Origin of the sequence: Pantoea sp. JKS000250 (assembly GCF_003201065.1) — a bacterium.
Lineage (GTDB): Bacteria > Pseudomonadota > Gammaproteobacteria > Enterobacterales > Enterobacteriaceae > Pantoea > Pantoea vagans.
Window position 1 is genome coordinate 2,098,915 of the sequence record NZ_QICZ01000001.1, and the last position, 26,581, is coordinate 2,125,495.

Genomic DNA, 26,581 nt, shown 5'->3' on the forward strand with positions numbered 1-26,581 from the left:
TTAGATGACAAAGCGAGAGGTAAGCGAAAAGGTCCCGGCTTGCGCCTGTCAAGTTTATGCGCCAGCCTGTAAAGACAAAGCAACAGTTTGTCGATTAGAGCCTTTGCCAGGGCGCAGGCTGGCAATCTCACCGGCGAGTCGCGAAAATAGTGACCTGCCTGAATAATCAACAACCAGGGAGTGATTATGGCTGAGTGGGTCAATGGTGAAGTAAAGGAAGTCAAAAACTGGACGGATGCATTGTTTAGTCTCCGGGTAAAAGCGCCCATCGATCCCTTTATCGCCGGGCAATTTGCCAAGCTGGCGCTGGAAATCGACGGTGAGCGGGTGCAGCGCGCTTACTCCTACGTTAATGCGCCGAAAGATGACCTGCTGGAGTTTTATCTGGTTACGGTGCCAGACGGTAAACTGAGTCCGCATCTGCAGGCACTTCAGCCGGGCGATCAGGTGATGGTCACCAAAGAAGCTGCGGGATTCTTTGTGCTGGATGAAGTCCCGGAGTGCAAAACCTTATGGATGCTGGCAACCGGCACCGCGATTGGTCCCTACCTGTCGATGCTCCAGCAGGGCGAAGGGCTGGATCGCTTTGAAAACATCGTGCTGGTGCATGCTGCGCGCTATGCGGCTGACCTGAGCTTTTTGCCGATGATGCAGCAGCTGCAGCAGCGCTATCACGGTAAATTACACATCCAGACGGTAGTGAGTCGTGAAGCGATCCCCGGTTCGCTGACGGGCCGGGTCCCGGCGCTGATTGAAAATGGCGAGCTGGAGCGTGCCACCGGATTAACGCTGGATGCCGACAGCAGCCATGTGATGCTGTGCGGCAACCCGCAGATGGTGCGTGATACGCAGCAGTTACTGAAAGAGACGCGCGAGATGCGCAAACACCTGAAGCGTAAGCCGGGCCATATCACCAGTGAACATTACTGGTGAGCCGTTTGCCGGTATCGCACTGGCTGCGTCGCGGTACCAAACCGGTTAGGGCCGGGGGTACCGCGAAAGACGCCGAGATCGAGCAGCAGGCCAGCTATCAGCATAAACGGAATGGCGCGGCCCAGCAGCCAGGGCAGTACACCCGCCAGCATGCTCCAGTTTCCCGCCACCAGCAGCCAGGCGAGAATCACCAGAAATCCCCAGTAGCCGCGTCGGTTGCGGTCGTGCAGCCGTTTAACCATAACCGCGCTGGCGGGCCACAGCAGGCAGACCACGCCAAAGGCCGCCATCTGGGTATCAATCCAGTCGTTTGCTGCTAAGACGAATAACAGTGTCGTGGTCAGCAACCAGACCGCCTGCCAGATCCAGAAATCACGTCGTCCCAGCCGGCCGCGCCAGGAAAAACACCCTTGTTGTAACGTCATGCATTATCATCCAGAGAGAAGAGAACCGCCGCGCTTTTGACCTCGCGGATAAAAACCGTTTTAATTTGCGCCTGAGTTTACGGGTTAGGATCGACAAAATGAAGAATTTGCCTGGCGCACTGCTGTTATCGTTTGCGCTGACGGTTCCGGTCTTTGCCGCCGATCCGCCACCGCCGGAACGGCCCGATGCGTTGCCCACCGCGCCTTATCTGCTGGCGGGCGCGCCCACCTTTGATATGACTATCGGCCAGTTTCGCGAAAAATATAATCTGGCCAATGCAGCGCTGATGCTGCCGGAGTATCGCGCTATTGATAACCGGGGTGATAAAAGCAACCTGACGCGCGCCGCCAGCAAAATCAGTGAAACGCTCTATGCCTCTACCGCGCTGGAGCCCGGCACCGGCAAAATCAAGACGTTGCAGATTACCTGGCTGCCACTGCCTGGCCCGGACCAGAGCGCCTCGCAGCAAAAAGCTCTGGCCTACATGACCGCCATGCTGCGCTTCTTTGTACCGGGATTAAGTGCCGACGAAGGGCGTAAAAAGCTGGAGGGTCTGCTGAAGGAAGGTAAGGATTTACCCTACTTTGCGCAGGTCGACGGTGCGCTGCGTTTTGTGGTCGCTGACAACGGCGACAAGGGGCTGACCTTCGCGGTCGAACCGGTCAAACTGGCGCTCGCGAGTCCCTGATGATGTGGCTGAAAATGACGAAAAGCAAAGCCATCACTACATTTGATCTCTATACTGTCTGGCAGACAACGCTGCCGGCTGGCAGCGATTTTTCATGTATCGCGTTATGCGGAGGATAGAATGCGACATCCACTGGTTATGGGTAACTGGAAGTTGAATGGCAGCAAGCAGATCACAGCTGAACTGATCGCCGGTCTGCGCAAGGAACTCTCTGGCGTTGAGGGTTGTGGCGTCGCCATTGCACCGCCAGCGCTCTATCTCGAGCAGGCAAAACACGCCATCTCCGGTAGCCACATCGCACTGGGTGCGCAGAACGTAGACGTTAACCTGTCTGGCGCGTTTACCGGTGAAGTTTCCGCTGAAATGCTGAAAGATATCGGCGCGAAATATATCATTATCGGTCACTCAGAACGCCGCACTTACCACAAAGAGAGCGACGAGTTCATCGCGAAGAAATACGCGGTACTGAAGTCAGTGGGCCTGGTCCCGGTGCTGTGCATTGGTGAAACCGAAGCAGAAAACGAAGCGGGTAAAACCGAAGAAGTCTGCGCGCGTCAGCTGGATGCCGTTCTGGAAACTCAGGGCGCTGAAGCGTTCAAAGATGCGGTTATCGCGTATGAGCCCGTCTGGGCCATCGGTACCGGCAAATCTGCGACCCCTGCTCAGGCTCAGGCCGTCCACAAATTCATCCGTGATCATATCGCGAAGAAAGATGCGGCTATCGCAGAACAGGTCATCATTCAGTACGGCGGCTCGGTTAACGACAAGAATGCTGCTGAACTGTTCACCCAGCCTGACATCGATGGCGCGCTGGTTGGCGGTGCGTCACTGAAAGCAGATGCTTTCGCGGTCATCGTTAAAGCTGCGGCGGCTGCAAAAAGCGCTTAAGCATTAGCATTCCGGTCAGAGGCGGCGCTTAAGCTGCCTTTTTTATGGGCGCAATCAGCTGACAGGCGTGATCCTGCAACTCCTCCGCCGAACCACTGTTCAGTAGCAGCCAGTTCCGCTCTATCGCCATTAACACCAGTCGCCCATCGCTTAATTCAGCCAGTGCCAGCCCATATTTCCCCATCTCTGTGCGTGCCTGTGGCCGTTCATCGGCAAGCCGGATAAAGGCACTCTGCTGAGTCAGCTCATCTGCCGTCAGGGTTCGCAGCCAGTAGCGGTGCTTACGTAGCATGAGTTCCTGCCACTGACCGCCCAGCTGCGGCGTCAGCTGATCCAGCTGTTGACGCACATCGGGTCGCAGACAGGAGAGATGAATATGGAGCTGGTTCTGCGTGCGGCCATACTGTGAATTGATCGCCAGTGACAGAACCCGATCAGCAATGGGTGAGCCGCGTCGCTGTGCAAGCAGGGTTCGTTCATGCCACGCAAGGGCAAAATAGTTGGGCGTCGCGGGTTGCAGTAACCGGGGGCTTTCGATACCGGTGATTTTGTCGAGCGGGATCAGCAGATACTGCAACGGCCCATTCATATCTTTCAGCATGGCATAGCGATGTAGCTGGTCGACACGCTGGCAGGGTGCAGGGTCTCCGCTGCTTTGCTGATGAGGCAGGCATTTCTCGCTGACGATCTGCCAGAGTGCATCACTGTTCTTTTTGAAATGCAGTGCGGTGGCCAGCATCCCCACAACAGCCAGCGCCAGCAGAGCGGCAACCAGGCGGGTTGCACGACGATTGGTCGGCATAACAACGCTTCCTGAATGGCTTAGCAGCCTGCATCCTCGCCTGGCGGGAAAAAAATGTCACGGGGAATTCGGCCTGATGAACTGGCGGCTGGGCAGAGAAGAGAAAAGACGTGAGGGTGGCGGACAAGCGGTCAGCGCAGAGCGCACTGACCGCAATACACTATGGTTTCATGACCTCGTCATAGCTGCCGCCATCGGCGAAGTGGGCTTTCTGAGCCTGCGCCCAGCCACCAAACTTGTCCTGAATGGTAAACAGCTTCACTGGCGCAAAGGTGCTGGCAAATTTCTTCGCGATTTCAGCATCACGCGGACGATAGTAATTCTGTGCAGCGATGGTCTGGCCTTCTGGCGAGTAGAGATATTTCAGATACTCATCAGCGACTTTACGCGTGCCCTTTTCATCCACCACTTTGTCGACCACCGACACGGTCGGTTCAGCCAGAATCGATTCGCTCGGGGTAACAATCTCGAACTTATCTTTGCCCAGTTTGTTAACGGCCAGATAAGCTTCGTTTTCCCAGGCGATCAGCACATCACCAATCCCGCGCTCAACGAAGGTGTTGGTTGCGCCACGTGCACCCGAATCCTGTACTTCAACGTTTTTGAAGAGCGCTCTGACGTAAGCCAGCGCTTTGGCCTGATCGCCATTGTTATGATCCAGCGCCCAGCCCCAGGCCGCCAGATAGTTCCAGCGTGCGCCGCCGGACGTTTTCGGGTTCGGGGTAATCACAGATACGCCTGGCTTCGTCAGGTCACTCCAGTCATGGATACCCTTGGGATTATCTTTACGGACCAGGAAGACAATGGTCGAGGTGTAAGGCGCAGAGTTGTCCGGCAGACGCTTGATCCAGTTCTTATCAATACGACCACGTTCGGCAATGGCATCAACATCCGATTGCAGCGCCAGTGTGACCACATCAGCACGGATGCCGTTAATCACGGAGGTCGCCTGCTTGCCAGAGCCGCCATGCGACTGGCGGACCACAACATTATCGCCGGTTTCCTGTTTGTAGTGCGCACTGAACGCTTTGTTGTACTGTTCGTACAGCTCACGCGTTGGATCGTAGGAAACGTTTAACAGCTGAATGTCTTTCGCCAGCACGCTGGTTGAGGCCAGCAACAGGGTAACGCCAATACTCCACTTGTTCATTACGCACTCTCCCAATGTCGTTATGGGCTAAGCGTGACATAAACTATTACAGAGCTAAAAGAATTAAAAATAAGCTGTTATAACCGCGGGGAATATAGAAGGGAAATGCCGGGGCATGCTGTGCAGCACACCCCCGCAGGGGAATTAATAGAGTTTTTTCGCGGTGTCCAGCCAGTCGCGCTTGAATGGACGCTTCATGTTTTCAATGGCGTCGACGATATCGTGATGTACCATCTTCTCGTTCTGAATACCGACGCAACGGCCGCCGTAACCCTGCATCAGCAGTTCAATGGAGTAAGCGCCCATGCGTGACGCCAGGATACGGTCATAAGCACAAGGTGCACCACCACGCTGAATATGGCCCAGAACGGTCGAACGGGTTTCACGTTTGGTCTCTGTTTCAATGAAACGCGCCAGATCGTCGATATCGCAGATGTGCTCGGTAATCGCCACGATAGCGTGCTTTTTACCTTTGGCGATGCCCGCTTTGATTTCCGCAACCAGCTCTTCGCGGGTATACGGGAACTCTGGCAGGACGATGAACTCACAGCCACCGGCAATCGCCGCTGCCAGGGTCAGATCTCCACAATAGCGGCCCATCACTTCAACAATCGAAATACGCTGATGCGAAGAAGAGGTATCACGCAGGCGGTCAATCGCTTCAACCACGGTTTCCAGGGCAGTGAAATAACCGATGGTGTAATCCGTTCCGGCCACGTCATTATCGATGGTGCCTGGCAGACCGATGCAGGGGAAGCCCATTTCAGTCAGGCGCTTAGCACCCATGTAAGAACCATCACCACCAATTACAACCAGCGCATCGATGCCGCGCTTTTTCATGTTCTCAATGGCAACCTGGCGCACATCTTCATTACGGAACTCAGGGAAACGCGCTGAGCCCAGGAATGTGCCGCCACGGTTAATCATGTCGGAGACGCTGTAGCGATCAAGATTGATCATGCGATCTTCGTACAATCCCAGATAACCGTCATAGATCCCAAAAACTTCCAGTCCTTCACTCAGCGCGGAACGAACCACTCCACGAATAGCTGCGTTCATGCCTGGGGCGTCACCGCCGCTGGTTAATACACCAATTTTTTTGATCATGACAACCTCTGGATTGTTCAAAACTAAGGGTTAATCCTGCCTGTCGATCGCTGCTGAAGGTCATTTTACGATTAGCGCGACATGTGATGGCAGATAGTATATCAAAGGCTTGCTGCTGAATTGATTCAGGTCAGACAACTTTTCACTATTTTTTGCAGCAATGTTAGCGTTACGTCATTCCTTTCGTATCGATTTGATTCATTTACGTTAAAAACCTAAAGAATCCTCTCTCTCGAACGGTACCACAGAACAGGGATCCTGATGGATAATTACGTCTGACCCAGGAAATTCTTTGCGCAACGCCTTCTCAACCTGATCGGCTACCCGGTGCGCCTGCACCAGTGGCAACTGGTCTTCCAGTTCCAGATGTAGCTGAATAAATTTAGTCGGGCCGGACTGGCGGGTTCGCAGATCGTGGACGCCCTGCACCTGTGGCCAGTTTGTCGCCAGCGTCAGAATCTGCTGCCGCTCCTCTTCCGGTAGCGCGCGATCCAGCAATGACTGCACCGCCTCATAGCCCATACGCAACGCACTGTAGAGAATGAAAATGCCAATCCCCAGCGCGAACAGGGCATCTGCCCGCGCAAAGCCATAGCTGCTCAGAACCAGCGCGATCAGAATGGCACCATTCATGATGACGTCCGACTGATAGTGCAGCATGTCAGCCCGAATCGCCTGGCTGCGGGTTTTACGCACCACCCAGCGCTGAAAGGCGACCAGCACCAGCGTTGAGCTCAGTGCCACAATGGTCACCACAATACCAACGCCGGGTGCCCGCATCTCACTGGGCGAGGCAAGATGCTGCAGGCCGGTCAGAAACAGAAACAGTGCCGAGCCGGAGATAAACATACTTTGCGCCAGTGCTGCCAGCGACTCTGCTTTGCCGTGCCCGAACGTGTGATCTTCGTCGGCAGGCTGCAGCGCATAACGCACCACCAGCAGATTGGTCAGCGAGGCAGCGATATCCACCAGCGAGTCCACCAGTGAGGCCAGCAAACTCACCGAACCGGTGTACCACCAGGCAAAAATTTTCACGATTAACAGCACAGATGCAAGAATGGTGGCGGCCAGCGCAGCACGCTTTACCAGTCGGCCATAAGAGGGTTGCATGCCAGATTCCCTATGCAGCATCAGCGATGATGCGTACTCAAATGAAAGAATGGCTAAAGTTTAACACCAGGAGGCGGGCAGTGCTTAGCGGGTCATTCAACGGCTCAGTTTCTTTTGCAAAAGCCTGGCAGGCATAAAAAACAAGCCCCGACCTCGGGGAGGACGGGGCAAAGTGTCATACACATCAGTATCAGACCACAGTCATGTGCTGGTCTGGGCTGAGAAAGACGCGGCGATTACTTTTTGCCGCCCTTTTTCCCTGCTTCTGATGCTTTTTCACGATCGTTTTTGAAGTTTCCGCCGCCGCTGCTCTGGCCGCCTTTCTTACCGGCTTCAGACGCTTTTTGCGGATTATCTGCGAAATTACCTGAACCACCACGATGCTCTGCCATAACTTACTCCGTTAATAGATTCATTCAGGACTACATAATGTGGTTGTTGCTCCCTGAGACTTCGCAAAGACACTTAACTTCCCTGCAGTGACAGGATTAAGTGTAGAGGGTGCGCCTGAACCGGCAAGCGTAACGCGGGAAAACCAACACGTTGATAGTTAAGATAAAAGCTTACACCACAAGGTTATAAATCTATCATTTTCAGTGGCTTAAAGTATTTAAATGGCCTTAAGATGCTTACCGGTACGCTTAAATTTACGTTATGGCCTGAATAGTCAATAATCGTCGGGCCTGACAAACAAACGTTAAACAAGCGCTAATAAAATGGAGGTTTTGTTGCGCGGTGATGATTCCAGTCAAATTAAAAAAAGCGAAAAAAAGATAAAAAAAACCCCCACCATCATGGCGGGGGAAGACAGGGATGTGTCTATGGCAAGGAAAACAGGGATACTATGTTACTGGTTACTGCTGGTACTACTCACTGCCTGCAGCGATGACACTGACTGCAGATTCGAAAACTGTCGCAGCTCGTTAAGTCGCCGCTGGTAATTCTTCTGCAACGTGGCCTGCTGGTCCGGCGTTAGCAGTTGAAACATTTGATTCTGTACGCGCGCCATCTCAACCTGCTGTTCAACCTGAACTCTGGCGATGACTTCCGCCTTTGCGCGGATGGCCGCTTCGTTAAACTGGTCTGCAGTCACTAAGTCGTGTAGTGCTGCGATATCGTCAATATGAACGACCGGGCGCTCATGTCGGGCCTGTTGCATCAGGTCCCGCATCTGCTGACGCTGCTCTTCAGTCAGCTCGATACCATCGAACATGTGGCTTTGCGGATTTTGCGTCATACTGCCTGTCGGCAATCCGCCATGATGCATCTCGTCAATCGTCGTCGCATCTTTAGCACCTGCGCTGGCGAGACTCAGAGCCATCGCTGAGGCAAGGACGACGGCGGTTAATTTGCGCATCGTGTACTCCAGTTCGTTCCGTTTTGCGATTCAACGAGAGCCAGTGTACGGCGACAGCTGCAAACATCCGTCAGGGGGTGTAAAACTACGTAAAGCGATAGATAGGTGCGCCAGGAACACGGTATTTTGCCTGCGGAGGGCTACAAAAATGAATAAAATCCTGTTGGTAGATGATGACCGCGAATTAACTTCGCTTTTAAAAGAACTGTTAGAAATGGAAGGGTTTGAAGTGGTGGTAGCCAGTGATGGTGAACAAGCGCTGAACCTGCTCGATAACTCTATTGATTTGCTTTTACTGGATGTCATGATGCCGAAGAAAAACGGTATCGACACCCTGAAAGAACTGCGACAGCAACATCAGACCCCCGTCATCATGCTAACGGCGCGCGGCAGCGAGCTGGATCGCGTACTGGGCCTTGAACTGGGTGCAGATGACTATCTGCCCAAGCCGTTTAACGATCGCGAACTGGTGGCGCGTATCCGCGCTATTCTGCGGCGCTCCAACTGGAGTGAACAGCAGCAGCAACACGACAATAGCTCGCCCACACTGGAAGTGGACTGCCTGCGGCTCAATCCTGGCCGTCAGGAAGCGAGTTTTGATGATGTCACGCTGGATCTCACCGGCACGGAGTTCACCCTGCTCTATCTGCTGGCGCAGCACCTGGGCCAGGTTGTATCGCGTGAGCATCTGAGTCAGGAAGTGCTGGGCAAGCGCCTGACACCTTTTGACCGCGCCATTGATATGCACATCTCAAATCTGCGTCGCAAGCTGCCTGAACGCCGTGACGGTCATCCCTGGTTTAAAACCTTACGTGGCCGCGGCTACCTGATGGTTTCGGCATCATGATTGGAAGTCTGACCACCCGTATCTTCGCCATCTTCTGGTTAACGCTGGCGCTGGTGTTGATGCTGGTGCTAATGGTGCCCAAGCTCGATTCACGACAGATGACCTCGCTGCTGGAGAGTGAACAGCGGCAGGGCATCATGATTGAGCAACACGTCGAAGCAGAGCTGTCACAGGATCCCCCTAACGATCTGATGTGGTGGCGTCGTCTGTTTCGCGCCGTGGAGAAGTGGGCACCGCCGGGTCAGCGGCTGCTGTTAGTGACCAGTGAAGGTCGGGTGATTGGCGCGCAACATAACGAAATGCAGGTTATCCGCAATTTTATCGGCCAGTCTGATAACGCCGATCATCCGCAGAAGAAGAAATATGGTCGTGTTGAGCTGGTAGGGCCTTTTGCCGTCCGGGATGGCGAAGATAACTACCAGCTTTACATGATCCGTCCCGCCAACAGCTCCCAGCTCGATTTCGTCAACCTGCTGTTTGACCGTCCGTTACTGCTGCTTATTGTCACCATGCTCATCAGCTCACCGCTGCTGCTGTGGCTTGCCTGGAGCCTGGCGCGTCCGGCGCGTAAGCTGAAATATGCCGCCGATGAAGTCGCAAGCGGAAACCTGCGTCAGCATCCGGAACTGGAATCGGGCCCACAGGAGTTTCTGGCGGCGGGTTCCAGCTTTAACCAGATGGTCAGTGCGCTGGAGCGGATGATGACGGGTCAGCAACGTCTGCTATCGGATATCAGCCATGAGCTTCGTACCCCGCTTACCCGTCTGCAACTGGCTACCGCGCTGCTGCGTCGGCGTCAGGGCGAAGGTAAAGAGCTGGAGCGGATTGAGATGGAAGCACAGCGTCTTGATGGCATGATCAACGACCTGCTCGTGCTGTCACGCACCCAGCATAAAAATGCACTGGTCAGCGAAGCGATGAAGGCGAATCAGCTGTGGAATGGGGTGCTGGAAGATGCCCGTTTCGAAGCGGAACAGATGGGCAAGAAGATGGATATCCCCTACCCGCCTGGCCCGTGGCCGCTCTATGGCAACCCTCATGCGCTGGAGAGTGCGCTGGAAAATATCGTCCGCAATGCGCTGCGCTATTCACACACGCATATCAGCGTCAGCTTCTCCGTCGATATTTCTGGTATCACGGTACACGTTGATGATGATGGTCCTGGCGTGAGCCCGGAAGATCGCGAACAGATTTTCCGTCCCTTCTATCGTACTGATGAAGCACGCGATCGTGAGTCAGGCGGTACCGGCCTTGGCCTGGCGATTGTCGAAACAGCCGTGCAGCAGCATCGCGGCTGGGTTAAAGCCGATGACAGCCCACTGGGCGGCCTGCGCCTGACCCTCTGGTTGCCACTCTACTCCTCCGGTCGTCAATAATTTGCTATGCTTCGGCCCCTGTCATCGGGGGCCTTATGCTTAACATTGTCTTGTTTGAACCAGAAATTCCGCCAAATACCGGCAATATCATTCGCCTGTGCGCCAATACGGGCTTCCAGCTTCATTTGATTCAGCCGCTCGGCTTCGCGTGGGATGACAAGCGTTTACGTCGCGCCGGACTGGATTACCACGAATTCACGGCCATAAAATTCCATGCTGACTATCAGGCGTTTATCGCCGCGGAGTCGCCTGAACGTCTGTTTGCGCTGACGACCAAAGGGACGCCTGCACACAGTGCCGTCGCGTATCAGGCGGGCGATTATCTGCTGTTTGGACCTGAGAGCCGTGGACTGCCAGCGGAAATTCTGGCGGCATTACCGGCGCAGCAGAAAATCCGCATCCCGATGAGAGCGGAGAGCCGCAGCATGAATTTATCGAATGCCGTGTCGGTGGTGGTCTATGAAGCGTGGCGCCAGCTGGATTACGCGGGCGCACTGATTAAAGACTAGATGCCGTCGCCAAACTGAAAACCGGCCAGGCTGCCATTGAAGTGCTGATCCATATCCATTGACGGCTTTTCACTGCCTGGCTTGCCGACGATACGCGCGGGTACGCCTGCTGCCGTGGTATGTGGTGGTACAGGCTGTAACACCACAGAACCCGCGCCGATTTTTGCTCCCCTGCCGACTTCAATGTTGCCCAGCACTTTCGCACCGGCACCAATCATCACCCCTTCGCGGATTTTCGGATGGCGGTCGCCGCTGGTTTTGCCAGTACCGCCCAGCGTCACCGATTGCAGGATCGAGACATCATTCTCAACCACGGCGGTTTCACCAATCACAATGCCGGTGGCATGGTCGAGCATGATGCCGTGGCCTATATTCGCAGCGGGATGAATATCGACAGCAAAGGAGACGGAAATTTCATTCTGCAGATAAACCGCCAGCGCGCGTCGGCCTTCATTCCACAGCCAGTGACCAATGCGGTAGGCCTGAAGCGCATGGAACCCTTTGAGATAGAGCAGCGGCGTGGAGTATTTATCGACCGCCGGGTCGCGCTGACGTACCGCCTGAATATCGTAAGCCGCTGACAGTATCATTGACGGATCTTCACGGTAGGCTTCTTCAACGATTTCACGAATGGCGATAGCAGGCATAATCGGGTTTGCCAGCTTGTTGGCCAGCATGTAACTCAGTGCACTACCGAGATTTTCATGCTTGAGCAATGTCGCGTGGAAGAAGCTGGCCAGCATCGGCTCACAATCAGCCAGGGCGCGCGCTTCTGCTTTGATATTATTCCAGACCAGTTCTAACTCATCAGACGACATTGCTGCTTTCTCCCGATAAAAAAAGCGCCTGAATGGCGCTGCAGGTGATGATGCTACGCGTCCTGCGTTAGCTGATGCTGTTTTCGTCCTTCCTTGTTCGTCCCAGCAGGCTCAATGCTGCATCTCTCGCCGGTTTTTCGCAATACAACACCTGATAAATCTGCTCGGTGATCGGCATTTCCACACCAAAACGTGCAGCCAATGCTTTGACTTCTTTGGTGTTTCTGTACCCTTCTACAACTTGTCCGATAATGCGTTGCGCGCTATCTACATCCTCACCCTGGCCCAGCATCATGCCAAAACGACGATTTCGCGACTGATTATCGGTACAGGTCAGCACCAGATCGCCCAGACCCGCCATACCCATAAAGGTGGTGGGATCGGCACCCAGCGCTGCGCCCAGCCGGCTCATTTCAGCCAGACCACGGGTGATCAGTGCAGTACGGGCATTGGCGCCAAAACCAATCCCGTCGGACATCCCGGCACCGATAGCAATCACGTTTTTTACCGCGCCGCCCAGCTGTACGCCGATGAAATCAGGGTTGTTATAAACGCGGAAGCTTTTACCGCAGTGCAGCTTCTGCTGCAGGTCGTCAGCAAACTGCGCATCCGTGGCGGCCAGCGCGATGGCCGTCGGTAATCCTGCCGCCAGCTCTTTCGCAAAGGTCGGCCCGGAGATCACGGCCAGCGGAATGGCATCGCCTACGATTTCACGTGCCACGTCCTGCAACAGACGGCCCGTCTCTTTTTCCAGCCCTTTGGTCGCCCAGACAATACGCGAGTCTGGCCGCAGATGAGGTTTAATCTGCTGCAGCACATCGCCAAACACATGACTCGGCACCACGATTAATAAATCGCGGCTGGCGGCAATGGTTTTGGTCAGATCAGGCTCAAGGGAGAGGTTATCGGGGAACGGGACATCGGGCAGGAAAGCAGTGTTGCAGCGGTCAGTCTGAAGTTGCGCCAGATGCGCCGGGTTATGTCCCCACAACAGCACCGGGTGGCCGTTACGGGCCAGCGTAATCGCCAAAGCGGTGCCGTAGGAACCGGCACCGATGACGCTAATCGAAGCGTGAGTTGTCATCAGGCATCCTGATGTGGTTCAGCACCTTCTTCACCTTGTTGCTGCTGCAGGTAGTTCATGAACAGCGCATCAAAGTTAACCGGTGCCAGGTTCAGCTGCGGGAAGGTACCACGGGATACCAGGCTGGTAATGCATTCGCGTGCGTATGGGAACAGAATGTTCGGGCAGTATGCGCCCAGGCAATGTGCCATCTGCGTTCCTTCGATACCGCTGATGGTGAAAATACCGGCCTGCTGAACTTCACACAGGAAAGCGGTCTCTTCGCCCACAGTTGCGGTTACAGTCACACGAAGTACCACTTCGTAAACTTCGTCAGCCAGCTGAGAAGATGCAGTATCCAGGTCCAGCTTAACGTCCGGTTCCCACTCTTTCTGGAAAACCTGCGGGGCATTTGGCGCTTCAAAGGAGATATCTTTAGTGAATACGCGCTGAATCTGGAACTGCATTTCGTTGGTGTTGTGTTCTGACATGTGACCAAATCCTATATATGAGGTTGTCCGGCGTAAAATTACGCCTGCAGTAAGGGATCTAAACCTTCGCGATTATCGAGTGCGAATAAGTCATCGCAGCCGCCAATGTGCTGCGCATCAATAAAAATCTGAGGCACGGTGGTACGACCGCTACGCTTGATCATCTCTTCGCGCTTCGCCATATCGCCATCAATGGGGATTTCCTGAAACGAGACGCCTTTTTGCGTTAACAGCGCCTTCGCACGATGGCAGTAAGGACAGGTGGCCTTGGTATACATTTCAACATTTGCCATGATCAGCACCTCTGTAAGATTATTTACCGCGAACTAACGGCAGATTTTCGCCGCTCCAGCCACTGATACCCTCTTTCAGCACTGAAACCTGCTCAAAGCCTGCCGCGCTTAGATGTGCAGCAGAATCGCCTGCGCTTTGTCCGGTTGCACACACCACAATTATGGGCTGCGCTTTATGCTTTGCCAGTTCGTCGAGGTTGCCTTTTTTAATCTCAGCGGCTGCCACATTCAGCGCACCTGAAATATGCCCCCTGCGGAAATCGTCGCGCGAACGCACGTCTACTACTACCGCGTCCTCTTTATTAATCAGGCGGGTGGCTTCACCGCGGCTGATCGTTTTTACCTTAGAGAACATTCCTTTAACGGTAGTCACAATCACCATAACGAGTAAAACGACCCATGCCAGACTCAGGATGGGGTGATTGCTTGCAAACTGCATAATTTCTTGCATGAGGGGTAACGACTCCAGACCGGGCTAATAAGCTAAAACAAGGGTTCTGAGTATACCTGCGCCACTTCGCATGTACAGATGCTATGCGGCCAGAGTATCGATTTGTGCTCCATTTTCCAAAAAAAGTGGCTGAAAGGCAAAAATGGCGTAAGGGTTAATCCATGTCATGGCGAAAGTAGACATAACTGGAAAAGCAAATGCCCGCTGGCAGCACTGGTAAGCGGCGGTTCATCGTGGAATAATCATTGGCCTATGAAGGGAAAAACAACCGTTTCGCACACAAGGACCCGTCCCAACGGCGATAACCTGCCGTTGTTCACACACCTGTCCAGCCTCTCCCTTAGTCTGCTTTGTGCGGGAGCACTGTTGTTGCCTGCCGTTGTTCACAGTGCAGAAGACAGTAAATCTCAGTTGCAATCCATTCAGCAAAACATTGCTGCAAAAGAGAAAAGCGTTAAAGCGCAGAAATTGCAGCGCAGCAAACTGCTGGATCAGTTGCAGAGCCAGGAAAAGATCATTGCTCAGGCAAGTCGTCAGCTGCGAGATACCCGCAATAGTCTCACTGCCCTGAATGATGAGATGAAACAACTCGCCACCTCCATCGCCCGGCTTGAAAAACAGCAAACCCGCCAGGAAAACCTGCTTTCTGAGCAACTTGATGCGGCATTTCGTCAGGGTCAGCACAGCGGCGTGCAGCTTCTGATGGGCGGTGAAGAGAGCCAGCGCAGTGAGCGTATTCTGGCCTATTTCGGCTATCTGAACGCTGCCCGCCAGAAAAGTATCGAATCGCTGCAAAAAACGCGACAGGATTTAGACCAGCAACGCGCCTCGCTGGAGCAGAAGCAGCAGCAGCAGAAAGAGTTATTAGCGCAGCAGCAGGGGCAGCAGCAGAAGCTGCAACAGGCGAGCGACGCGCGTAAAAAGACCCTGACGTCACTGGAAAGCGCGCTGGAAAAAGATCAGGCCGATCTGGTCGAGATGCGCCAGAACGAAAGCCGTCTGCAGGATAAGATCGCCCGGGCGGAACGTGAGGCGCGCGAGCGCGCAGCTCGTGAAGCCCGCGAGGCGGAAAAAGTGCGTCAGCGTCAGGCGCAGGCGAAAGCCAAAGGCTCCAGCTATCAGCCGACTCAGAGCGAACGTGAACTGGTAGCCCGCACGGGTGGACTGGGGCGCGCGGGCGGACAGGCGTTGTGGCCGGTGCGCGGACGCATTGAACATCGCTTTGGTGAACAGCTGCAGGGTGAACTGCGCTGGAAAGGACTGGTGATTGATGCGCGGGAAGGCACCGAGGTGAAAGCGATTGCCGATGGTCGTGTGCTGATGGCCGACTGGTTGCAGGGCTACGGTCTGGTGGTGGTGCTGGAGCACGGCAAAGGTGATATGAGCCTGTATGGCTACAACCAAAGTGCGCTGGTGAGCGTGGGTACGCAGGTGAAGGCAGGACAGCCTATCGCACTGGTGGGCACCAGTGGTGGCCGCGGTACCCCGTCGCTCTATTTTGAAATCCGACGTCAGGGACAGGCCGTCAATCCACTCCCGTGGTTAGGAAAATAAGTTTTGCTGCAACGTCGAAAAATCTCCGTTCTGTTGAGCGCCTTACTGTTCAGCTATGCTGCACAGGCGGGCAAACTGGCCATTGTCATCGATGATGTCGGCTATCGCCCTGCCGAAGAGAACAAAGTCCTGCAGATGCCGCAGGCCATTTCAGTGGCGGTCTTGCCCAACGCACCCCATGCGCATGAGATGGCGACTAAAGCACATCAGAGTGGTCATGAAGTCCTGATCCATCTGCCGATGGCGCCGCTCAGCAAACAGCCGCTGGAAAAAGATACCTTAACGCCGGAGATGAGCAGTGAAGAGGTTACCCGCATCATGCGTAATGCGGTTAACAACGTGCCTTATGCCGTCGGTCTGAACAACCATATGGGCAGCAGGATGACCTCAAGCCTGCCCGGCATGCAGAAAGTGATGCAGGCGCTGAACCACTACAATCTCTACTTCCTGGATAGCATGACCATCGCTAACAGTCAGGCGATACTTGCCGCGCAGGGTACCCAGGTCAAGGTGTTAAAACGCCGGGTATTCCTTGATGACAGCCAGGATATTAACGCCATTCGCCAGCAGTTCAGCCGGGCGGTGAAGCTGGCGCAGCGCGACGGTTATGCGATTGCCATTGGCCATCCCCATCCGACTACCGTTCGGGTGCTGCAGCAGATGTTACCCACGCTGCCAGCCGACATTACGCTGGTTCGCCCCAGCCAGCTGCTGAACGAATCACTGCGAAGCGGCTCACCGACGCCTGCCGCTCCGGCAAAACCGGTGCCACCACGCTTCCAACCTGCCGGCCTGTGTAAAGCGAAACAGCCACTGGCACCGGTTCCGGCGACCCGAGCCTTAGCGGTAATCGCTGAAAGTGTGAATCACAGCCCACTGTTTACCACGCTAAAAAATCTCTTCTGATTTGCTATGAATGCTAAGTCTCAGGCTTAGCGTTCATTTATACGCAGAAATTACTATAATCCAGGGTCGGACAATAACGGGCTGTGCGGAAACAGTGATAGGGATGGCGATAAATAAACAAAAAATCCTGCTGCTGGATAACGGCAGAGAGTGGGGCGGCGGCACCAACAGTATGCTGGAGCTGCTGAAACGTATCGATCGTCAAAAATTTGATATCACCTGCTGCTTCTACCACAACTACAGCCGTGGTAACGACGAAACGATTGAGGCCACGCTGAATGCGCTGGCCATTCCGGTCTTTTTTATTCCGCAAATCAAACAGCCACGCTGGGCAAAACTTGTTAAAGAAGCCGTGCGGGCGCTGCTGTTTTTCAACAAAAAGCTTAAGAAGCGTGTTATCGACGAGATTGATACGCGCTGGCGAATTATGCCTAATGCCAGCAAAATTAATTCCCTGCTGCAGTTGGGTAACTTCGACACGCTCTATATGAATAACCAGCCCAGTACTAATATGGAAGGTTATCTGGCCGCGCGCAGCCTTGACGTTGCGGTGGTTCAACACTGCCGTATCGATCCGGTTCTGGAACCGCGGCTGGTCAGCATGGTGAATCAGGATTGCCAGGCTGTGATTGCCGTATCTCAGGGCGTCAATAACACCCTGCGTCGCCATGGTATCGATGCGGAACGCTGTTTTACCGTCAGTAATGCCATCGACGTTCACCAGACTCTGCCCGACCGCCTTGAAGTCCGCCAGCGTTTCAAACTCTCCCCTTCGACCTTCGTATTTGGCACTATTGGCTCTCTGATATTGCGCAAATCTAATCACCATATCCTGCAGGCGCTGGGCCGTTTTAAACGCGCCAATCCCGATGCAGACTGGCGGATGGTGATTGTCGGCGCAGGTCCGGAACTTCAGCATCTGCTGCAACTTGCGACTGCAGAGAACATCCAGCATCACGTGGTTTTTACGGGCTTTCAGAACAATGCTCTCGATTACCTCACGGCTTTTGATGCGTTTATTCTGGCCTCACGCAGTGAAGGCTTACCCCGGGTTGTGCTGGAGGCGATGCTGGTAAATACCGCCGTTGTGGGCTCCCGTGTGGTCGGCACTGCCGAATTGATCAGTCATGACGAAACCGGGCTGCTGTTTGATTATGGCAACGTGGTACAACTGACCCAGCACCTGACCGCACTATGGCAGGATGCGGATTTGCGTCAACGCCTGATCAATGCGGCAGCGAAACGCGTACGTGAACAGTACGCCATTGAAACCTATATCAGCGGCGTCGAGAATATTCTGCAAAGCGTCGCCAAAAAGAAACCTCATGCTTAATTTTTTAAATCCCCGTTACCGCCATATCAGAGCGCGCCATAACCTGCCTTATTCGCAAAAAGAGGTTCAGGGCACTTTGCCGGTCACGTCTGTCGTGATCCCCTGCACCGGCGCGGACTATATTGAAGAGGCTTTGCTAAGTGCCGATTTTGCGGCACGTTTCGCGACGGAGGCAAAAGAGGTCGTGATTGTCAGCGATCAGCCAGCGCACGCCTTTGGTAACCTGCCCGCTAAAACCCGCGTGGCGACGCTGGATGTGCCGCACCGGGAAGAGAGTTATCGCTATAAGCAGATCTATCGCAGTCGTTTGATCAAATTGCAGGCGCCCTTGCAGGCAGAAGGCGACGGTATTCTGATGATCGATTCCGACCTCAATCTGCTTAAGATGCCGCAGATCATGATGAAGCCGGACCATCTCTATTCCAGCTTCCGTCAGGGGAAAATGATTGCCAAGCTGGACGGTGCGCCGCAAGAGGCGATTCCCGCCTACTATCCGCACAGTATCCGGCCTTATCTGGTGGACCACGTGAATGGCGCTTACCTGGCTGCCACCCGTGAAGTCTGGCAGCGTATTTCGCCACTGTGGCTGACGCTGTTTAATGACACCTGGAATTTAATGAACGACAGCCAGCCGCCGACCGATCAGCTGCCGCTCGCGGTGTTGCTGGATATGCTGGATATTAAAACCGTCAATCTGGGCGAATGGGCTAACTGGCCGGTCTCCAAGAAAATCGGTGGTCAGTCAGCAGTCATCCCGCCGGAAGTGGTTGGCGCGCATGGCGGCTTTCCGCTGTCGGAATGGCAAAAATACCTTGCTGACCCGCAGCAGCCGCTGAACTTCAAAGGCCAGGACTACACGCGTAAAGTGCGCTACCTGACCGACGAAGAGAAGAAGCAAAGCTAATCCTGCGGCCGCCGTGCCAGCGGCCGTTGTTTTAATCCCAGCTTAGTATCACTTTCCCCGAGCGTCCTGAACGCATCTCATCAAAGCCCTGCTGGAAATCGTCGATACCGTAGCGATGCGTAATGACCGGCGTTAAATCGAGACCGGACTGAATCAGCGCCGCCATTTTGTACCAGGTTTCAAACATCTCACGGCCATAAATGCCTTTGATAAAAAGCCCCTTGAAGATCACCTGATTCCAGTCGATCGCCATTTCACCCGGCGGAATACCCAGCAGTGCGATCCGCCCACCGTGATTCATCACCTCCAGCAGTGAACGGAAGGCAGGAGGCGCGCCCGACATCTCCAGTCCGACATCAAATCCTTCCGTCATCCCCAGCGAGTGCATCACGTCCCGCAGATCTTCATTCGCCACATTGACCGCACGTGTGACGCCCATTTTCCGCGCCAGTGCCAGGCGATACTCATTGATGTCCGTGATCACCACATTGCGTGCGCCGACGTGGCGACAGACTGCAGCGGCCATGATGCCGATTGGACCTGCACCCGAGATCAGGACATCCTCGCCGACCAGGTCGAACGAGAGAGCGGTATGCACTGCGTTGCCGAACGGATCAAAGATTGCCGCCAGTTCATCGGAAATATTGTCGGGAATTTTAAATGCATTAAAGGCGGGGATGACCAGATACTCCGCAAAGCAGCCCTGACGGTTAACGCCCACACCCATCGTGTTACGGCATAAATGAGTGCGTCCGGCGCGGCAGTTGCGACAGTGTCCACAGGTAATGTGCCCCTCGCCCGAAACCCGATCTCCAATCGTAAAGCCTTTCACTTCCTGTCCAATCGCGACCACTTCACCTACATACTCATGCCCGACAATCATCGGCACCGGAATGGTTTTGCGCGACCAGTCATCCCAGTTGTAGATATGAACATCGGTGCCGCAGATGGCGGTTTTACGGATCTTAATCAGCAGATCGTTATGCCCTGGCTCAGGAACCGGGGCATCGGTCACCATCCAGATGCCCGCTTCCTTCTTCAGTTTGGCGAGTGCTTTCATGACGGACTCCTCAGGCGATAACGCCCAGTTGTTTGCCGATGCGGGTAAAGGCCGCCACCGCACGCTCCAGCTGTTGCTGGGTGTGCGCCGCAGAGATCTGGGTGCGAATGCGTGCCTGACCTTTTGGCACCACCGGATAGAAGAAACCGGTCACGTAGATGCCTTCCTGTTGCAGCAGGCGGGCAAACTCCTGGGCAACACTGGCTTCACGCAGCATCACCGGGATAATGGCGTGATCGGCCCCCGCCAGCGTAAAGCCTGCCGCCGTCATCTGCTCTCGAAAGTAACGGGCGTTGTCCCACAGACGCTGACGCAGTCCGTCACCTTCACTGAGCAGATCCAGCACCCGCAGCGAGGCGGCCACAATGGCCGGCGCCAGCGAGTTAGAGAACAGATAGGGACGGGAACGCTGACGCAGCCACTCCACCACTTCGGCCTTTGCTGCGGTGTAGCCACCGGACGCGCCGCCCAGCGCTTTCCCGAACGTGCCGGTAATGATGTCGACCCGGCCCATGACGTCGCAATATTCATGGGTGCCGCGTCCGGCGTTCCCGACAAAACCCACCGCATGGGAATCATCTACCATCACCAGCGCGGAGAATTCATCGGCCAGATCGCAGATGGCGGGCAGATTTGCAATCACCCCATCCATTGAGAAGACGCCATCGGTGGCGATCAGGATATGACGGGCACCTTTATCGCGTGCTTCCTGCAGACAGATCCGCAGCTCTGCCATGTCATTATTGGCATAGCGATAACGCTGCGCTTTGCACAGCCGGACGCCGTCGATAATTGAGGCATGATTCAGCGCATCCGAGATCACCGCATCCTGCGCATCAAGCAGGGTTTCGAACAGACCGCCGTTGGCGTCGAAACAGGAGGAGTAGAGAATGGCATCCTCCATCCCGAGAAACGCTGCCAGCCGCTTTTCCAGCTGCTTATGGCTGTCCTGCGTGCCGCAGATAAAGCGCACCGACGCCATGCCGAAACCATGCGAATCCATCCCCTCTTTCGCCGCCTGAATCAGCGCCGGATGGTTCGCCAGGCCTAAATAGTTATTAGCGCAGAAGTTAATCACTGCCGGATCGCTGCCAACCGCGATCTCCGTCTGCTGAGCAGAGGTGATGATCCGCTCCTGTTTAAACAGTCCTTCCTGACGTGCATCATCAAGTTGCTGACGAAGTTGTTGATAAAATTGCGCAGGCATCATTGCTCTCCTCAGATGGCAAAAATCTGGCATATCTTACTGAACAGGCCGCTTCTTCACGATAAATCGCCCAACAGAATGTCATTTTTGCAGCATAGTTCACGCCACGACGATGTACGCATAACGCGTTACAGAGTCATCTGGCTGTCTGCACCCTGATGAAATGTTATGATGTGAGGTATTCGTGTGTGAAACCTCCTGTTTCACCCCACAACGTTGAAGGTAACAACATGATTATCGTAACTGGCGGCGCAGGAATGATTGGCAGCAACATCGTCAAAGCGCTGAACGATCGCGGTCACACCGACATTCTGGTGGTGGATAATCTGAAGGATGGCACCAAGTTTGCCAATTTAGTCGACCTGGATATTGTCGATTACATGGACAAAGAAGAGTTCCTGATGAGCGTGATCGCGGGCGATGATTTAGGCCCGATCGAAGCGGTCTTCCATCAGGGTGCCTGCTCCTCCACCACTGAGTGGGATGGCAAGTACATGATGGAGAACAACTATCAGTACTCCAAAGAGCTGCTGCACTTCTGCCTTGAGCGCGAGATCCCGTTCCTTTACGCCTCTTCCGCAGCCACTTACGGTGGACGCAACGAGAATTTCATCGAAGAGCGGCAGTATGAGCAGCCGCTGAATGTCTATGGCTACTCCAAGATGCTGTTCGACCACTACGTCCGTCAGATGCTGCCGGAAGCGAACTCGCCGGTGTGCGGCTTCCGCTATTTCAACGTCTACGGCCCGCGCGAAGGCCACAAAGGCAGCATGGCCAGCGTTGCCTTCCATCTGAACACGCAGATCAGCAACGATGAAAATCCAAAACTGTTTGAAGGCAGCGATGGCTTTAAGCGTGATTTCATCCACGTTGATGATGTGGCAGAAGTGAATCTGTGGTGCTGGGAAAATGGCGTCTCCGGAATTTATAACTGTGGTACAGGCCGCGCCGAATCCTTCCAGGAAGTGGCTGATGCGGTACTGAAGTTCCACCAGAAAGGTCAGATCGAGTACATCCCGTTCCCGGAAAAACTCAAAGGACGCTATCAGGCTTATACCCAGGCCGATCTCACTAAATTGCGTGCTGCCGGTTACGACAAGCCCTTTAAAACGGTGGCGCAGGGCGTCGCTGAATATATGGTCTGGCTGAACCGCAACGCATAAAGGAAGCTGCTCCGGCGATGAAAATTCTGGTAATCGGCCCGTCGTGGGTCGGCGATATGATGATGTCGCAAAGTCTCTATCGCACACTCAAGGCCGAACATCCGGATGCAGTGATTGATGTGATGGCACCGGCATGGTGCCGTCCGTTGCTGTCACGCATGCCGGAGGTGAATCAGGCACTGGCGATGCCGCTCGGGCATGGCGCACTGGAGATTGGTGAGCGTCGCCGGCTGGGGAAAGTGCTGCGCGCCAGTCACTACGACCGTGCTTATGTGCTGCCTAACTCCTTTAAGTCGGCGCTGGTCCCCTTCTTTGCCGGAATAAAACGCCGCGTCGGCTGGCGCGGTGAAATGCGCTATGGCCTGCTGAACGATTTGCGGGTGCTGGATAAAACCGCGTTTCCACTCATGGTTGAGCGCTACATTGCGCTGGGCTACGACACACCGGTTGCCTCGGCGGCGCAGCTGCCACAGCCGCTGTTGTGGCCAAAGCTGCACGTTGAAGAGCAGGAAAAGATTGAAACCGCCGCACAGTTTCAGCTGGCGGCAACCCGTCCGATCATCGGTTTTTGTCCGGGTGCCGAATTTGGTCCGGCCAAACGCTGGCCGCACTATCACTACGCCACGCTGGCCCGTCAGTTGATTGCTGAAGGCTTCCAGATTGTGCTGTTTGGCTCCGCCAAAGATCGCCCGACCGGCGACGAGATTATCGCTGCGCTGCCAGAAGATGCACGCGGCCACTGCCGTAATCTGGCCGGTGAAACCCAGCTGGAGCAGGCAGTGATTCTGCTGGCGCAATGCCGGGCCGTGGTCAGTAACGATTCCGGCCTGATGCATATTGCTGCGGCGCTGGACCGTCCGCTGGTGGCGCTCTATGGGCCGAGCAGCCCTGACTTTACGCCGCCGCTTGCAAAACAGGCGCGTATTATTCGCCTGATTACCGGCTATCACAAAGTGCGTAAAGGCGATGCCGACCAGGGCTATCACCAGAGCCTGATCGATATTCAGCCTGAGCGCGTACATCAGACGCTGAGCGAACTGCTCGCACCACAGGAGGTGCCATGCACGTCCTGATTGTTAAAACCTCTTCAATGGGCGATGTACTGCATTCACTGCCGGCACTGACCGATGCGATGCATGCTATCCCCGGCATCCGTTTCGACTGGGTGGTGGAAGAGAACTTCGCGCAGATCCCTGGCTGGCATCCTGCGGTCGATAAGGTGTTACCGGTCGCAATCCGCCGCTGGCGCAAACACTGGTTTGGCAGTCAGCAGCGTGAAGAGCGTGTGCTGTTTAAGCGCGCGTTACAGTCGCGTGAGTACGATGTCGTCATTGATGCGCAGGGGCTAATCAAAAGTGCCGCGCTGGTTACCCGCTTATCGAAAGGGGTAAAGCACGGGCAGGACAGCCGTAGCGCGCGTGAGCCGTTTGCCAGCTGGTGGTATGACGTCCGCCATGAAGTCAGTAAGCGACAACACGCGGTTGAGCGAACGCGTGAACTGTTCGCCAAAAGCCTGGGCTATGAAAAGCCGCAAAGTCAGGGTGACTACGCGATTGCCGGACACTTTCTGCATCATCTGTCCGCTGACGCACATCATTATCTGGTCTTTCTGCATGCCACGACACGTGACAACAAGCACTGGCCGGAATCCCACTGGCGTCAGCTGATTGAGCTGGTGCAGCCCAGCGGGCTGCGGGTGAAATTGCCCTGGGGTGCAGAACATGAGCATCAACGCGCCTTGCGTCTTGCTGAAGGCTTTGAGCATGTTGAGGTGCTGCCTAAGCTGACGCTGGAAGCGATAGCCCAACAGCTGGCGGGCGCACGGGCGGTGGTCTCGGTCGATACCGGATTAAGTCACCTGACGGCGGCACTGGATCGTCCCAACCTCACGCTGTATGGCCCGACCGATCCTGGTTTGATTGGTGGTTATGGGCAGAACCAACAGGCACTGAGCGCCCCGAATCATAATCTGGCGGAGCTGACTGCTGACGCGGTGGCAGAAAAACTTCAGGCCGTTATCAGGGAAAATACGCCATGAACTATGTGCTGATCTATCTGCTGCTGGTGCCTTTGCGGACGGTAATGCGGCTGTTTTACCGTCCAACCGGACGCAGCTTAATCATTCAGACGGCAAAGATTGGTGATTTCATCAATATCACCCCGATGCTGCGCGCCCTGGGCCAGTCTGAACTGCTGATCAGCAAGGCGGTCGAGCCGCTGGTGCGTTACGATGACACGGTCAGCCGTTACTTTCTGATTGAAGATGCTAAACGCAGCTTTTTTGCCAAACTGAAGCTCGCGTTCACGCTGATGAACCGTTATGACAACGTTTATCTGGTGCAGCCCAACAGCGTGAATCTGTTTTTCGCCGCGTTGTGTAACGCACCGAACAAGCAGTTTCTGCGCACCTATGTGCGTAAGTCCTATCATGCAACTTTCTATCGCAGCGCCAGCGGCATTGTCGACCATAGCAAAACGGATTTAACGCTCGACAGTTATCTGAAGCTGATTAACCGGGACTACCGCTATACTGATTTTCCCAAACATGCGACCTCGCCGCTCTTGCAGCCGGCTGAGCCGCCCGCCGCGCTGCGTAATCCGCGCAGCGGCATTAAAATAGGTATCAGTATTTCTGCCGGTAATCGGGCCAAAACCATTCCTGCCAGCATCTGGCAGCAGCTGATGGCGGCGCTGGCTGAGTTGCCCTGTACCTTTTATGTCTTTGGCCCACCGGCTGAGCAGCCGTGGCTGGATGAGTTACTGAGCCTGACCGGTCCCAAAGAGAATATCGTCAGCCTGATTGGTGAGCTGAAACTGGAAGAGGTTCCCTGGGCCATTGCGCAGATGGATTTCTATATCGCCTCTGATTCTGGCAATGCGTATATTGCTGATGCCCAGCAGATTCCGGTGATCATGCTTTACGGGCCGTGTGAAGTCAGGGAGCAGCGTCCGGTCAATAACGTGTTGTTTATCGGACCGGATAATATTGCGGCCTCGACGTTCGTTTTTGCTACCCGTTTTAAGTTTGATCAGCCCGCTGAAAAATTATTCGGGCTGGATCATGATAAACTGACTAGAATACAAACGTTTATTACTCATAATCTGGAATAGTGAAGCGTAATGGCAATTACCCCTCTTGCTGATGCCGTTCAGCAAAGTCAGCTGCTGGTCAACACGCTTGCTGACACGGATGATAATCCGGTTCACGTTGCGTTTGGCATCAACCACGCCTACGCGCGTGGCCTGGGCATTACGCTGTTTTCACTTCTCCATCATCATCCTGATACCGCGTTCCACGCCCATGTTTTCTCCGATTCCCTGCGTGATGGAGATGTGGAAAAACTGCGCTTGCTGGCCACAGGCCACCGTCTGGCGATTACGTTGCATATTTTTAACAGTGCCTGGGTTGATCAGTTGCCTGCTGTGGGTCGCTATCCTAAAAGCATCCACTACCGCTTCCTGATCCCTGAAACTGTGGCGAGCTACAGCGATCGGGTGATCTATATTGATGCTGATACGCTTGTAGTGGGCGACTACTCTCCTCTGTTTACTCTGGACATCACGGATTACACGCTGGCGGCCTGTAACGACACACCACGTGCGCGGCAGAACCAGTGCGCAAGGCTGGGGCTGAAGCATCATCACTATTTCAACTCCGGTTTTATGCTGATCAATATTCCGCGCTGGCTCGAAAGGCAGACTACGGCGCGCATTACTGACGTGCTGGTGACGCAGGGCGCAGAGTTTGGTTTTCCCGATCAGGATGCGCTGAATATCGTGCTGGAGAATGAGATTCTGATCCTGCCGGACCGCTATAACCAGATTTACGACATCATCGCCAATAAAGTCTGGGATCATACTGCCGTTTCAGCGGACACCGTGATGATTCACTACACCGGTAAATGCAAACCCTGGCATGCCTGGGCCGGCAGCGATCTTGCCCAGCTATATTATAGCTATTACCAGCGCTCGCCCTGGGCTTCACAACCACTTGATACGCCCAGACATTATAAAGAGATGAAGCGCTTCGCCCGCATTAAGTGGCATCAGAAACAGTATGCTGAAAGCATGAGCTGGATGATGAAGTATGTCAGTCTCAAGTTTTTTAAGCAGAGCGAGCAGTAGTGCTCTCAGGTTTATCAGAT

At 54.6% G+C, this 26,581-nt stretch carries 29 protein-coding genes; 15 read left to right on the plus strand and 14 right to left on the minus strand.

All coding sequences use genetic code 11. The annotated features are described in order from the left end of the window. Positions 1 to 186 precede the first annotated feature (186 nt). Positions 187 to 933: a ferredoxin--NADP(+) reductase gene (gene fpr, locus BY447_RS10055; protein WP_013359475.1), complete on the plus strand. Its 747-nt coding sequence runs from the start codon at positions 187 to 189 to the stop codon at positions 931 to 933. On the opposite strand, the gene BY447_RS10060 is transcribed toward fpr, so the two are convergent. Then, complete coding sequence (locus BY447_RS10060) at positions 924 to 1,358, minus strand: DUF805 domain-containing protein (RefSeq protein ID WP_013359476.1); 435 nt, start codon at positions 1,356 to 1,358, stop codon at positions 924 to 926. The genes fpr and BY447_RS10060 overlap by 10 nt on opposite strands. A gap of 98 nt (positions 1,359 to 1,456) precedes the next feature. On the opposite strand from BY447_RS10060, the gene BY447_RS10065 reads away from it, so the two are divergent. Together BY447_RS10065 and tpiA are read left to right on the plus strand one after the other, a co-directional pair. Continuing rightward, positions 1,457 to 2,047: a DUF1454 family protein gene (locus BY447_RS10065; protein ID WP_110331065.1), complete on the plus strand. Its 591-nt coding sequence runs from the start codon at positions 1,457 to 1,459 to the stop codon at positions 2,045 to 2,047. Between the two features lie 120 nt (positions 2,048 to 2,167). Then, positions 2,168 to 2,935 carry a triose-phosphate isomerase gene (gene tpiA, locus BY447_RS10070; RefSeq protein ID WP_010258199.1) on the plus strand — a complete coding sequence of 256 codons (768 nt, stop codon included), beginning with the start codon at positions 2,168 to 2,170 and terminating at the stop codon, positions 2,933 to 2,935. Between the two features lie 28 nt (positions 2,936 to 2,963). Here tpiA and BY447_RS10075 read toward each other — a convergent pair whose 3' ends face one another. The 6 genes from BY447_RS10075 to cpxP all read right to left on the minus strand — a co-directional run bounded on the left by BY447_RS10075 (position 2,964) and on the right by cpxP (position 8,461). Next, positions 2,964 to 3,737 carry a CDP-diacylglycerol diphosphatase gene (locus BY447_RS10075; protein WP_110331066.1) on the minus strand — a complete coding sequence of 258 codons (774 nt, stop codon included), beginning with the start codon at positions 3,735 to 3,737 and terminating at the stop codon, positions 2,964 to 2,966. 160 nt (positions 3,738 to 3,897) lie between these two features. After that, positions 3,898 to 4,887 (minus strand): sulfate ABC transporter substrate-binding protein, encoded by a 990-nt coding sequence (locus tag BY447_RS10080; RefSeq protein ID WP_013359480.1) that lies wholly within the window; start codon positions 4,885 to 4,887, stop codon positions 3,898 to 3,900. Positions 4,888 to 5,031: 144 nt separating this feature from the next. Next, positions 5,032 to 5,994 carry a 6-phosphofructokinase gene (gene pfkA, locus BY447_RS10085; RefSeq protein WP_003851263.1) on the minus strand — a complete coding sequence of 321 codons (963 nt, stop codon included), beginning with the start codon at positions 5,992 to 5,994 and terminating at the stop codon, positions 5,032 to 5,034. Between the two features lie 207 nt (positions 5,995 to 6,201). Beyond that, positions 6,202 to 7,104 (minus strand): CDF family cation-efflux transporter FieF, encoded by a 903-nt coding sequence (gene fieF, locus BY447_RS10090; protein WP_013359481.1) that lies wholly within the window; start codon positions 7,102 to 7,104, stop codon positions 6,202 to 6,204. A gap of 236 nt (positions 7,105 to 7,340) precedes the next feature. After that, on the minus strand, positions 7,341 to 7,496 hold the full coding sequence (locus BY447_RS10095; protein WP_010258211.1) for a general stress protein: 156 nt from the start codon (positions 7,494 to 7,496) through the stop codon (positions 7,341 to 7,343). A 455-nt stretch (positions 7,497 to 7,951) separates the two neighbouring features. Then, complete coding sequence (gene cpxP, locus BY447_RS10100) at positions 7,952 to 8,461, minus strand: cell-envelope stress modulator CpxP (RefSeq protein WP_013359483.1); 510 nt, start codon at positions 8,459 to 8,461, stop codon at positions 7,952 to 7,954. Between the two features lie 148 nt (positions 8,462 to 8,609). Here cpxP and cpxR point away from each other — a divergent pair, with 148 nt between their 5' ends. Genes cpxR through trmL form a run of 3 tightly spaced genes read left to right on the plus strand, consistent with a single transcriptional unit; the run spans position 8,610 to position 11,193 of the window. Continuing rightward, positions 8,610 to 9,308, plus strand: coding sequence for an envelope stress response regulator transcription factor CpxR (cpxR, locus tag BY447_RS10105; RefSeq protein WP_009088062.1), 699 nt, complete (start codon positions 8,610 to 8,612; stop codon positions 9,306 to 9,308). After that, on the plus strand, positions 9,305 to 10,684 hold the full coding sequence (cpxA, locus tag BY447_RS10110) for an envelope stress sensor histidine kinase CpxA (RefSeq protein ID WP_013359484.1): 1,380 nt from the start codon (positions 9,305 to 9,307) through the stop codon (positions 10,682 to 10,684). Before cpxR ends, cpxA begins: the two co-directional genes overlap by 4 nt. Positions 10,685 to 10,719: 35 nt before the next feature. Continuing rightward, positions 10,720 to 11,193 carry a tRNA (uridine(34)/cytosine(34)/5-carboxymethylaminomethyluridine(34)-2'-O)-methyltransferase TrmL gene (gene trmL, locus BY447_RS10115; RefSeq protein WP_013359485.1) on the plus strand — a complete coding sequence of 158 codons (474 nt, stop codon included), beginning with the start codon at positions 10,720 to 10,722 and terminating at the stop codon, positions 11,191 to 11,193. Here the strand turns inward: trmL and cysE are convergent. The 5 genes from cysE to BY447_RS10140 form a co-directional block, all read right to left on the minus strand. After that, positions 11,190 to 12,011: a serine O-acetyltransferase gene (cysE, locus tag BY447_RS10120; protein ID WP_013359486.1), complete on the minus strand. Its 822-nt coding sequence runs from the start codon at positions 12,009 to 12,011 to the stop codon at positions 11,190 to 11,192. The two genes, trmL and cysE, sit on opposite strands and share 4 nt — an antisense overlap. 67 nt (positions 12,012 to 12,078) lie before the next feature. Further along, positions 12,079 to 13,095, minus strand: a complete 1,017-nt coding sequence (gpsA, locus tag BY447_RS10125; protein WP_197061506.1) for an NAD(P)H-dependent glycerol-3-phosphate dehydrogenase — start codon at positions 13,093 to 13,095, stop codon at positions 12,079 to 12,081. Continuing rightward, positions 13,095 to 13,565 carry a protein-export chaperone SecB gene (secB, locus tag BY447_RS10130; protein WP_010258229.1) on the minus strand — a complete coding sequence of 157 codons (471 nt, stop codon included), beginning with the start codon at positions 13,563 to 13,565 and terminating at the stop codon, positions 13,095 to 13,097. Before secB ends, gpsA begins: the two co-directional genes overlap by 1 nt. Before the next feature lie 38 nt (positions 13,566 to 13,603). Continuing rightward, positions 13,604 to 13,858 carry a glutaredoxin 3 gene (grxC, locus tag BY447_RS10135; protein WP_008926942.1) on the minus strand — a complete coding sequence of 85 codons (255 nt, stop codon included), beginning with the start codon at positions 13,856 to 13,858 and terminating at the stop codon, positions 13,604 to 13,606. 19 nt (positions 13,859 to 13,877) lie between these two features. Next, positions 13,878 to 14,309 (minus strand): rhodanese-like domain-containing protein, encoded by a 432-nt coding sequence (locus BY447_RS10140; RefSeq protein ID WP_013359488.1) that lies wholly within the window; start codon positions 14,307 to 14,309, stop codon positions 13,878 to 13,880. Between the two features lie 252 nt (positions 14,310 to 14,561). Between BY447_RS10140 and envC the strand changes: the two genes are divergently transcribed. The 4 genes from envC (at position 14,562) to BY447_RS10160 (ending at position 19,006) form a co-directional block, all read left to right on the plus strand. Then, entirely contained in the window at positions 14,562 to 15,863 is a 1,302-nt protein-coding gene (gene envC, locus BY447_RS10145; RefSeq protein ID WP_033784296.1) for a murein hydrolase activator EnvC, read from the plus strand. A gap of 3 nt (positions 15,864 to 15,866) precedes the next feature. Beyond that, positions 15,867 to 16,769, plus strand: a complete 903-nt coding sequence (locus tag BY447_RS10150) for a divergent polysaccharide deacetylase family protein (protein ID WP_110331067.1) — start codon at positions 15,867 to 15,869, stop codon at positions 16,767 to 16,769. Between the two features lie 103 nt (positions 16,770 to 16,872). Next, complete coding sequence (locus BY447_RS10155) at positions 16,873 to 18,102, plus strand: glycosyltransferase (protein ID WP_110331068.1); 1,230 nt, start codon at positions 16,873 to 16,875, stop codon at positions 18,100 to 18,102. Continuing rightward, a complete protein-coding gene (locus BY447_RS10160; RefSeq protein ID WP_110331069.1) occupies positions 18,095 to 19,006 on the plus strand; it encodes a hypothetical protein in 912 nt (303 codons plus the stop codon). Before BY447_RS10155 ends, BY447_RS10160 begins: the two co-directional genes overlap by 8 nt. Before the next feature lie 31 nt (positions 19,007 to 19,037). On the opposite strand, the gene tdh is transcribed toward BY447_RS10160, so the two are convergent. Together tdh and BY447_RS10170 are read right to left on the minus strand one after the other, a co-directional pair. Then, complete coding sequence (gene tdh / locus BY447_RS10165; RefSeq protein ID WP_013359493.1) at positions 19,038 to 20,066, minus strand: L-threonine 3-dehydrogenase; 1,029 nt, start codon at positions 20,064 to 20,066, stop codon at positions 19,038 to 19,040. 10 nt (positions 20,067 to 20,076) lie between these two features. Further along, positions 20,077 to 21,273 (minus strand): glycine C-acetyltransferase, encoded by a 1,197-nt coding sequence (locus tag BY447_RS10170; protein WP_110331070.1) that lies wholly within the window; start codon positions 21,271 to 21,273, stop codon positions 20,077 to 20,079. 230 nt (positions 21,274 to 21,503) lie between these two features. Between BY447_RS10170 and rfaD the strand changes: the two genes are divergently transcribed. From rfaD to BY447_RS10195, 5 genes are read left to right on the plus strand one after another with little or no spacing between them, the layout of a single operon-like run. Beyond that, positions 21,504 to 22,436 (plus strand): ADP-glyceromanno-heptose 6-epimerase, encoded by a 933-nt coding sequence (rfaD, locus tag BY447_RS10175; RefSeq protein WP_033734492.1) that lies wholly within the window; start codon positions 21,504 to 21,506, stop codon positions 22,434 to 22,436. Positions 22,437 to 22,453: 17 nt separating this feature from the next. Next, positions 22,454 to 23,509: an ADP-heptose--LPS heptosyltransferase RfaF gene (rfaF, locus tag BY447_RS10180; protein ID WP_110331071.1), complete on the plus strand. Its 1,056-nt coding sequence runs from the start codon at positions 22,454 to 22,456 to the stop codon at positions 23,507 to 23,509. After that, positions 23,497 to 24,474, plus strand: coding sequence for a lipopolysaccharide heptosyltransferase RfaC (rfaC, locus tag BY447_RS10185; RefSeq protein ID WP_033784300.1), 978 nt, complete (start codon positions 23,497 to 23,499; stop codon positions 24,472 to 24,474). The genes rfaF and rfaC overlap by 13 nt, the downstream gene beginning before the upstream one ends. Next, entirely contained in the window at positions 24,471 to 25,547 is a 1,077-nt protein-coding gene (locus BY447_RS10190) for a glycosyltransferase family 9 protein (RefSeq protein WP_110331072.1), read from the plus strand. Before rfaC ends, BY447_RS10190 begins: the two co-directional genes overlap by 4 nt. Positions 25,548 to 25,556: 9 nt before the next feature. After that, on the plus strand, positions 25,557 to 26,561 hold the full coding sequence (locus tag BY447_RS10195) for a glycosyltransferase family 8 protein (RefSeq protein WP_110331073.1): 1,005 nt from the start codon (positions 25,557 to 25,559) through the stop codon (positions 26,559 to 26,561). Positions 26,562 to 26,581: the final 20 nt, after the last annotated feature.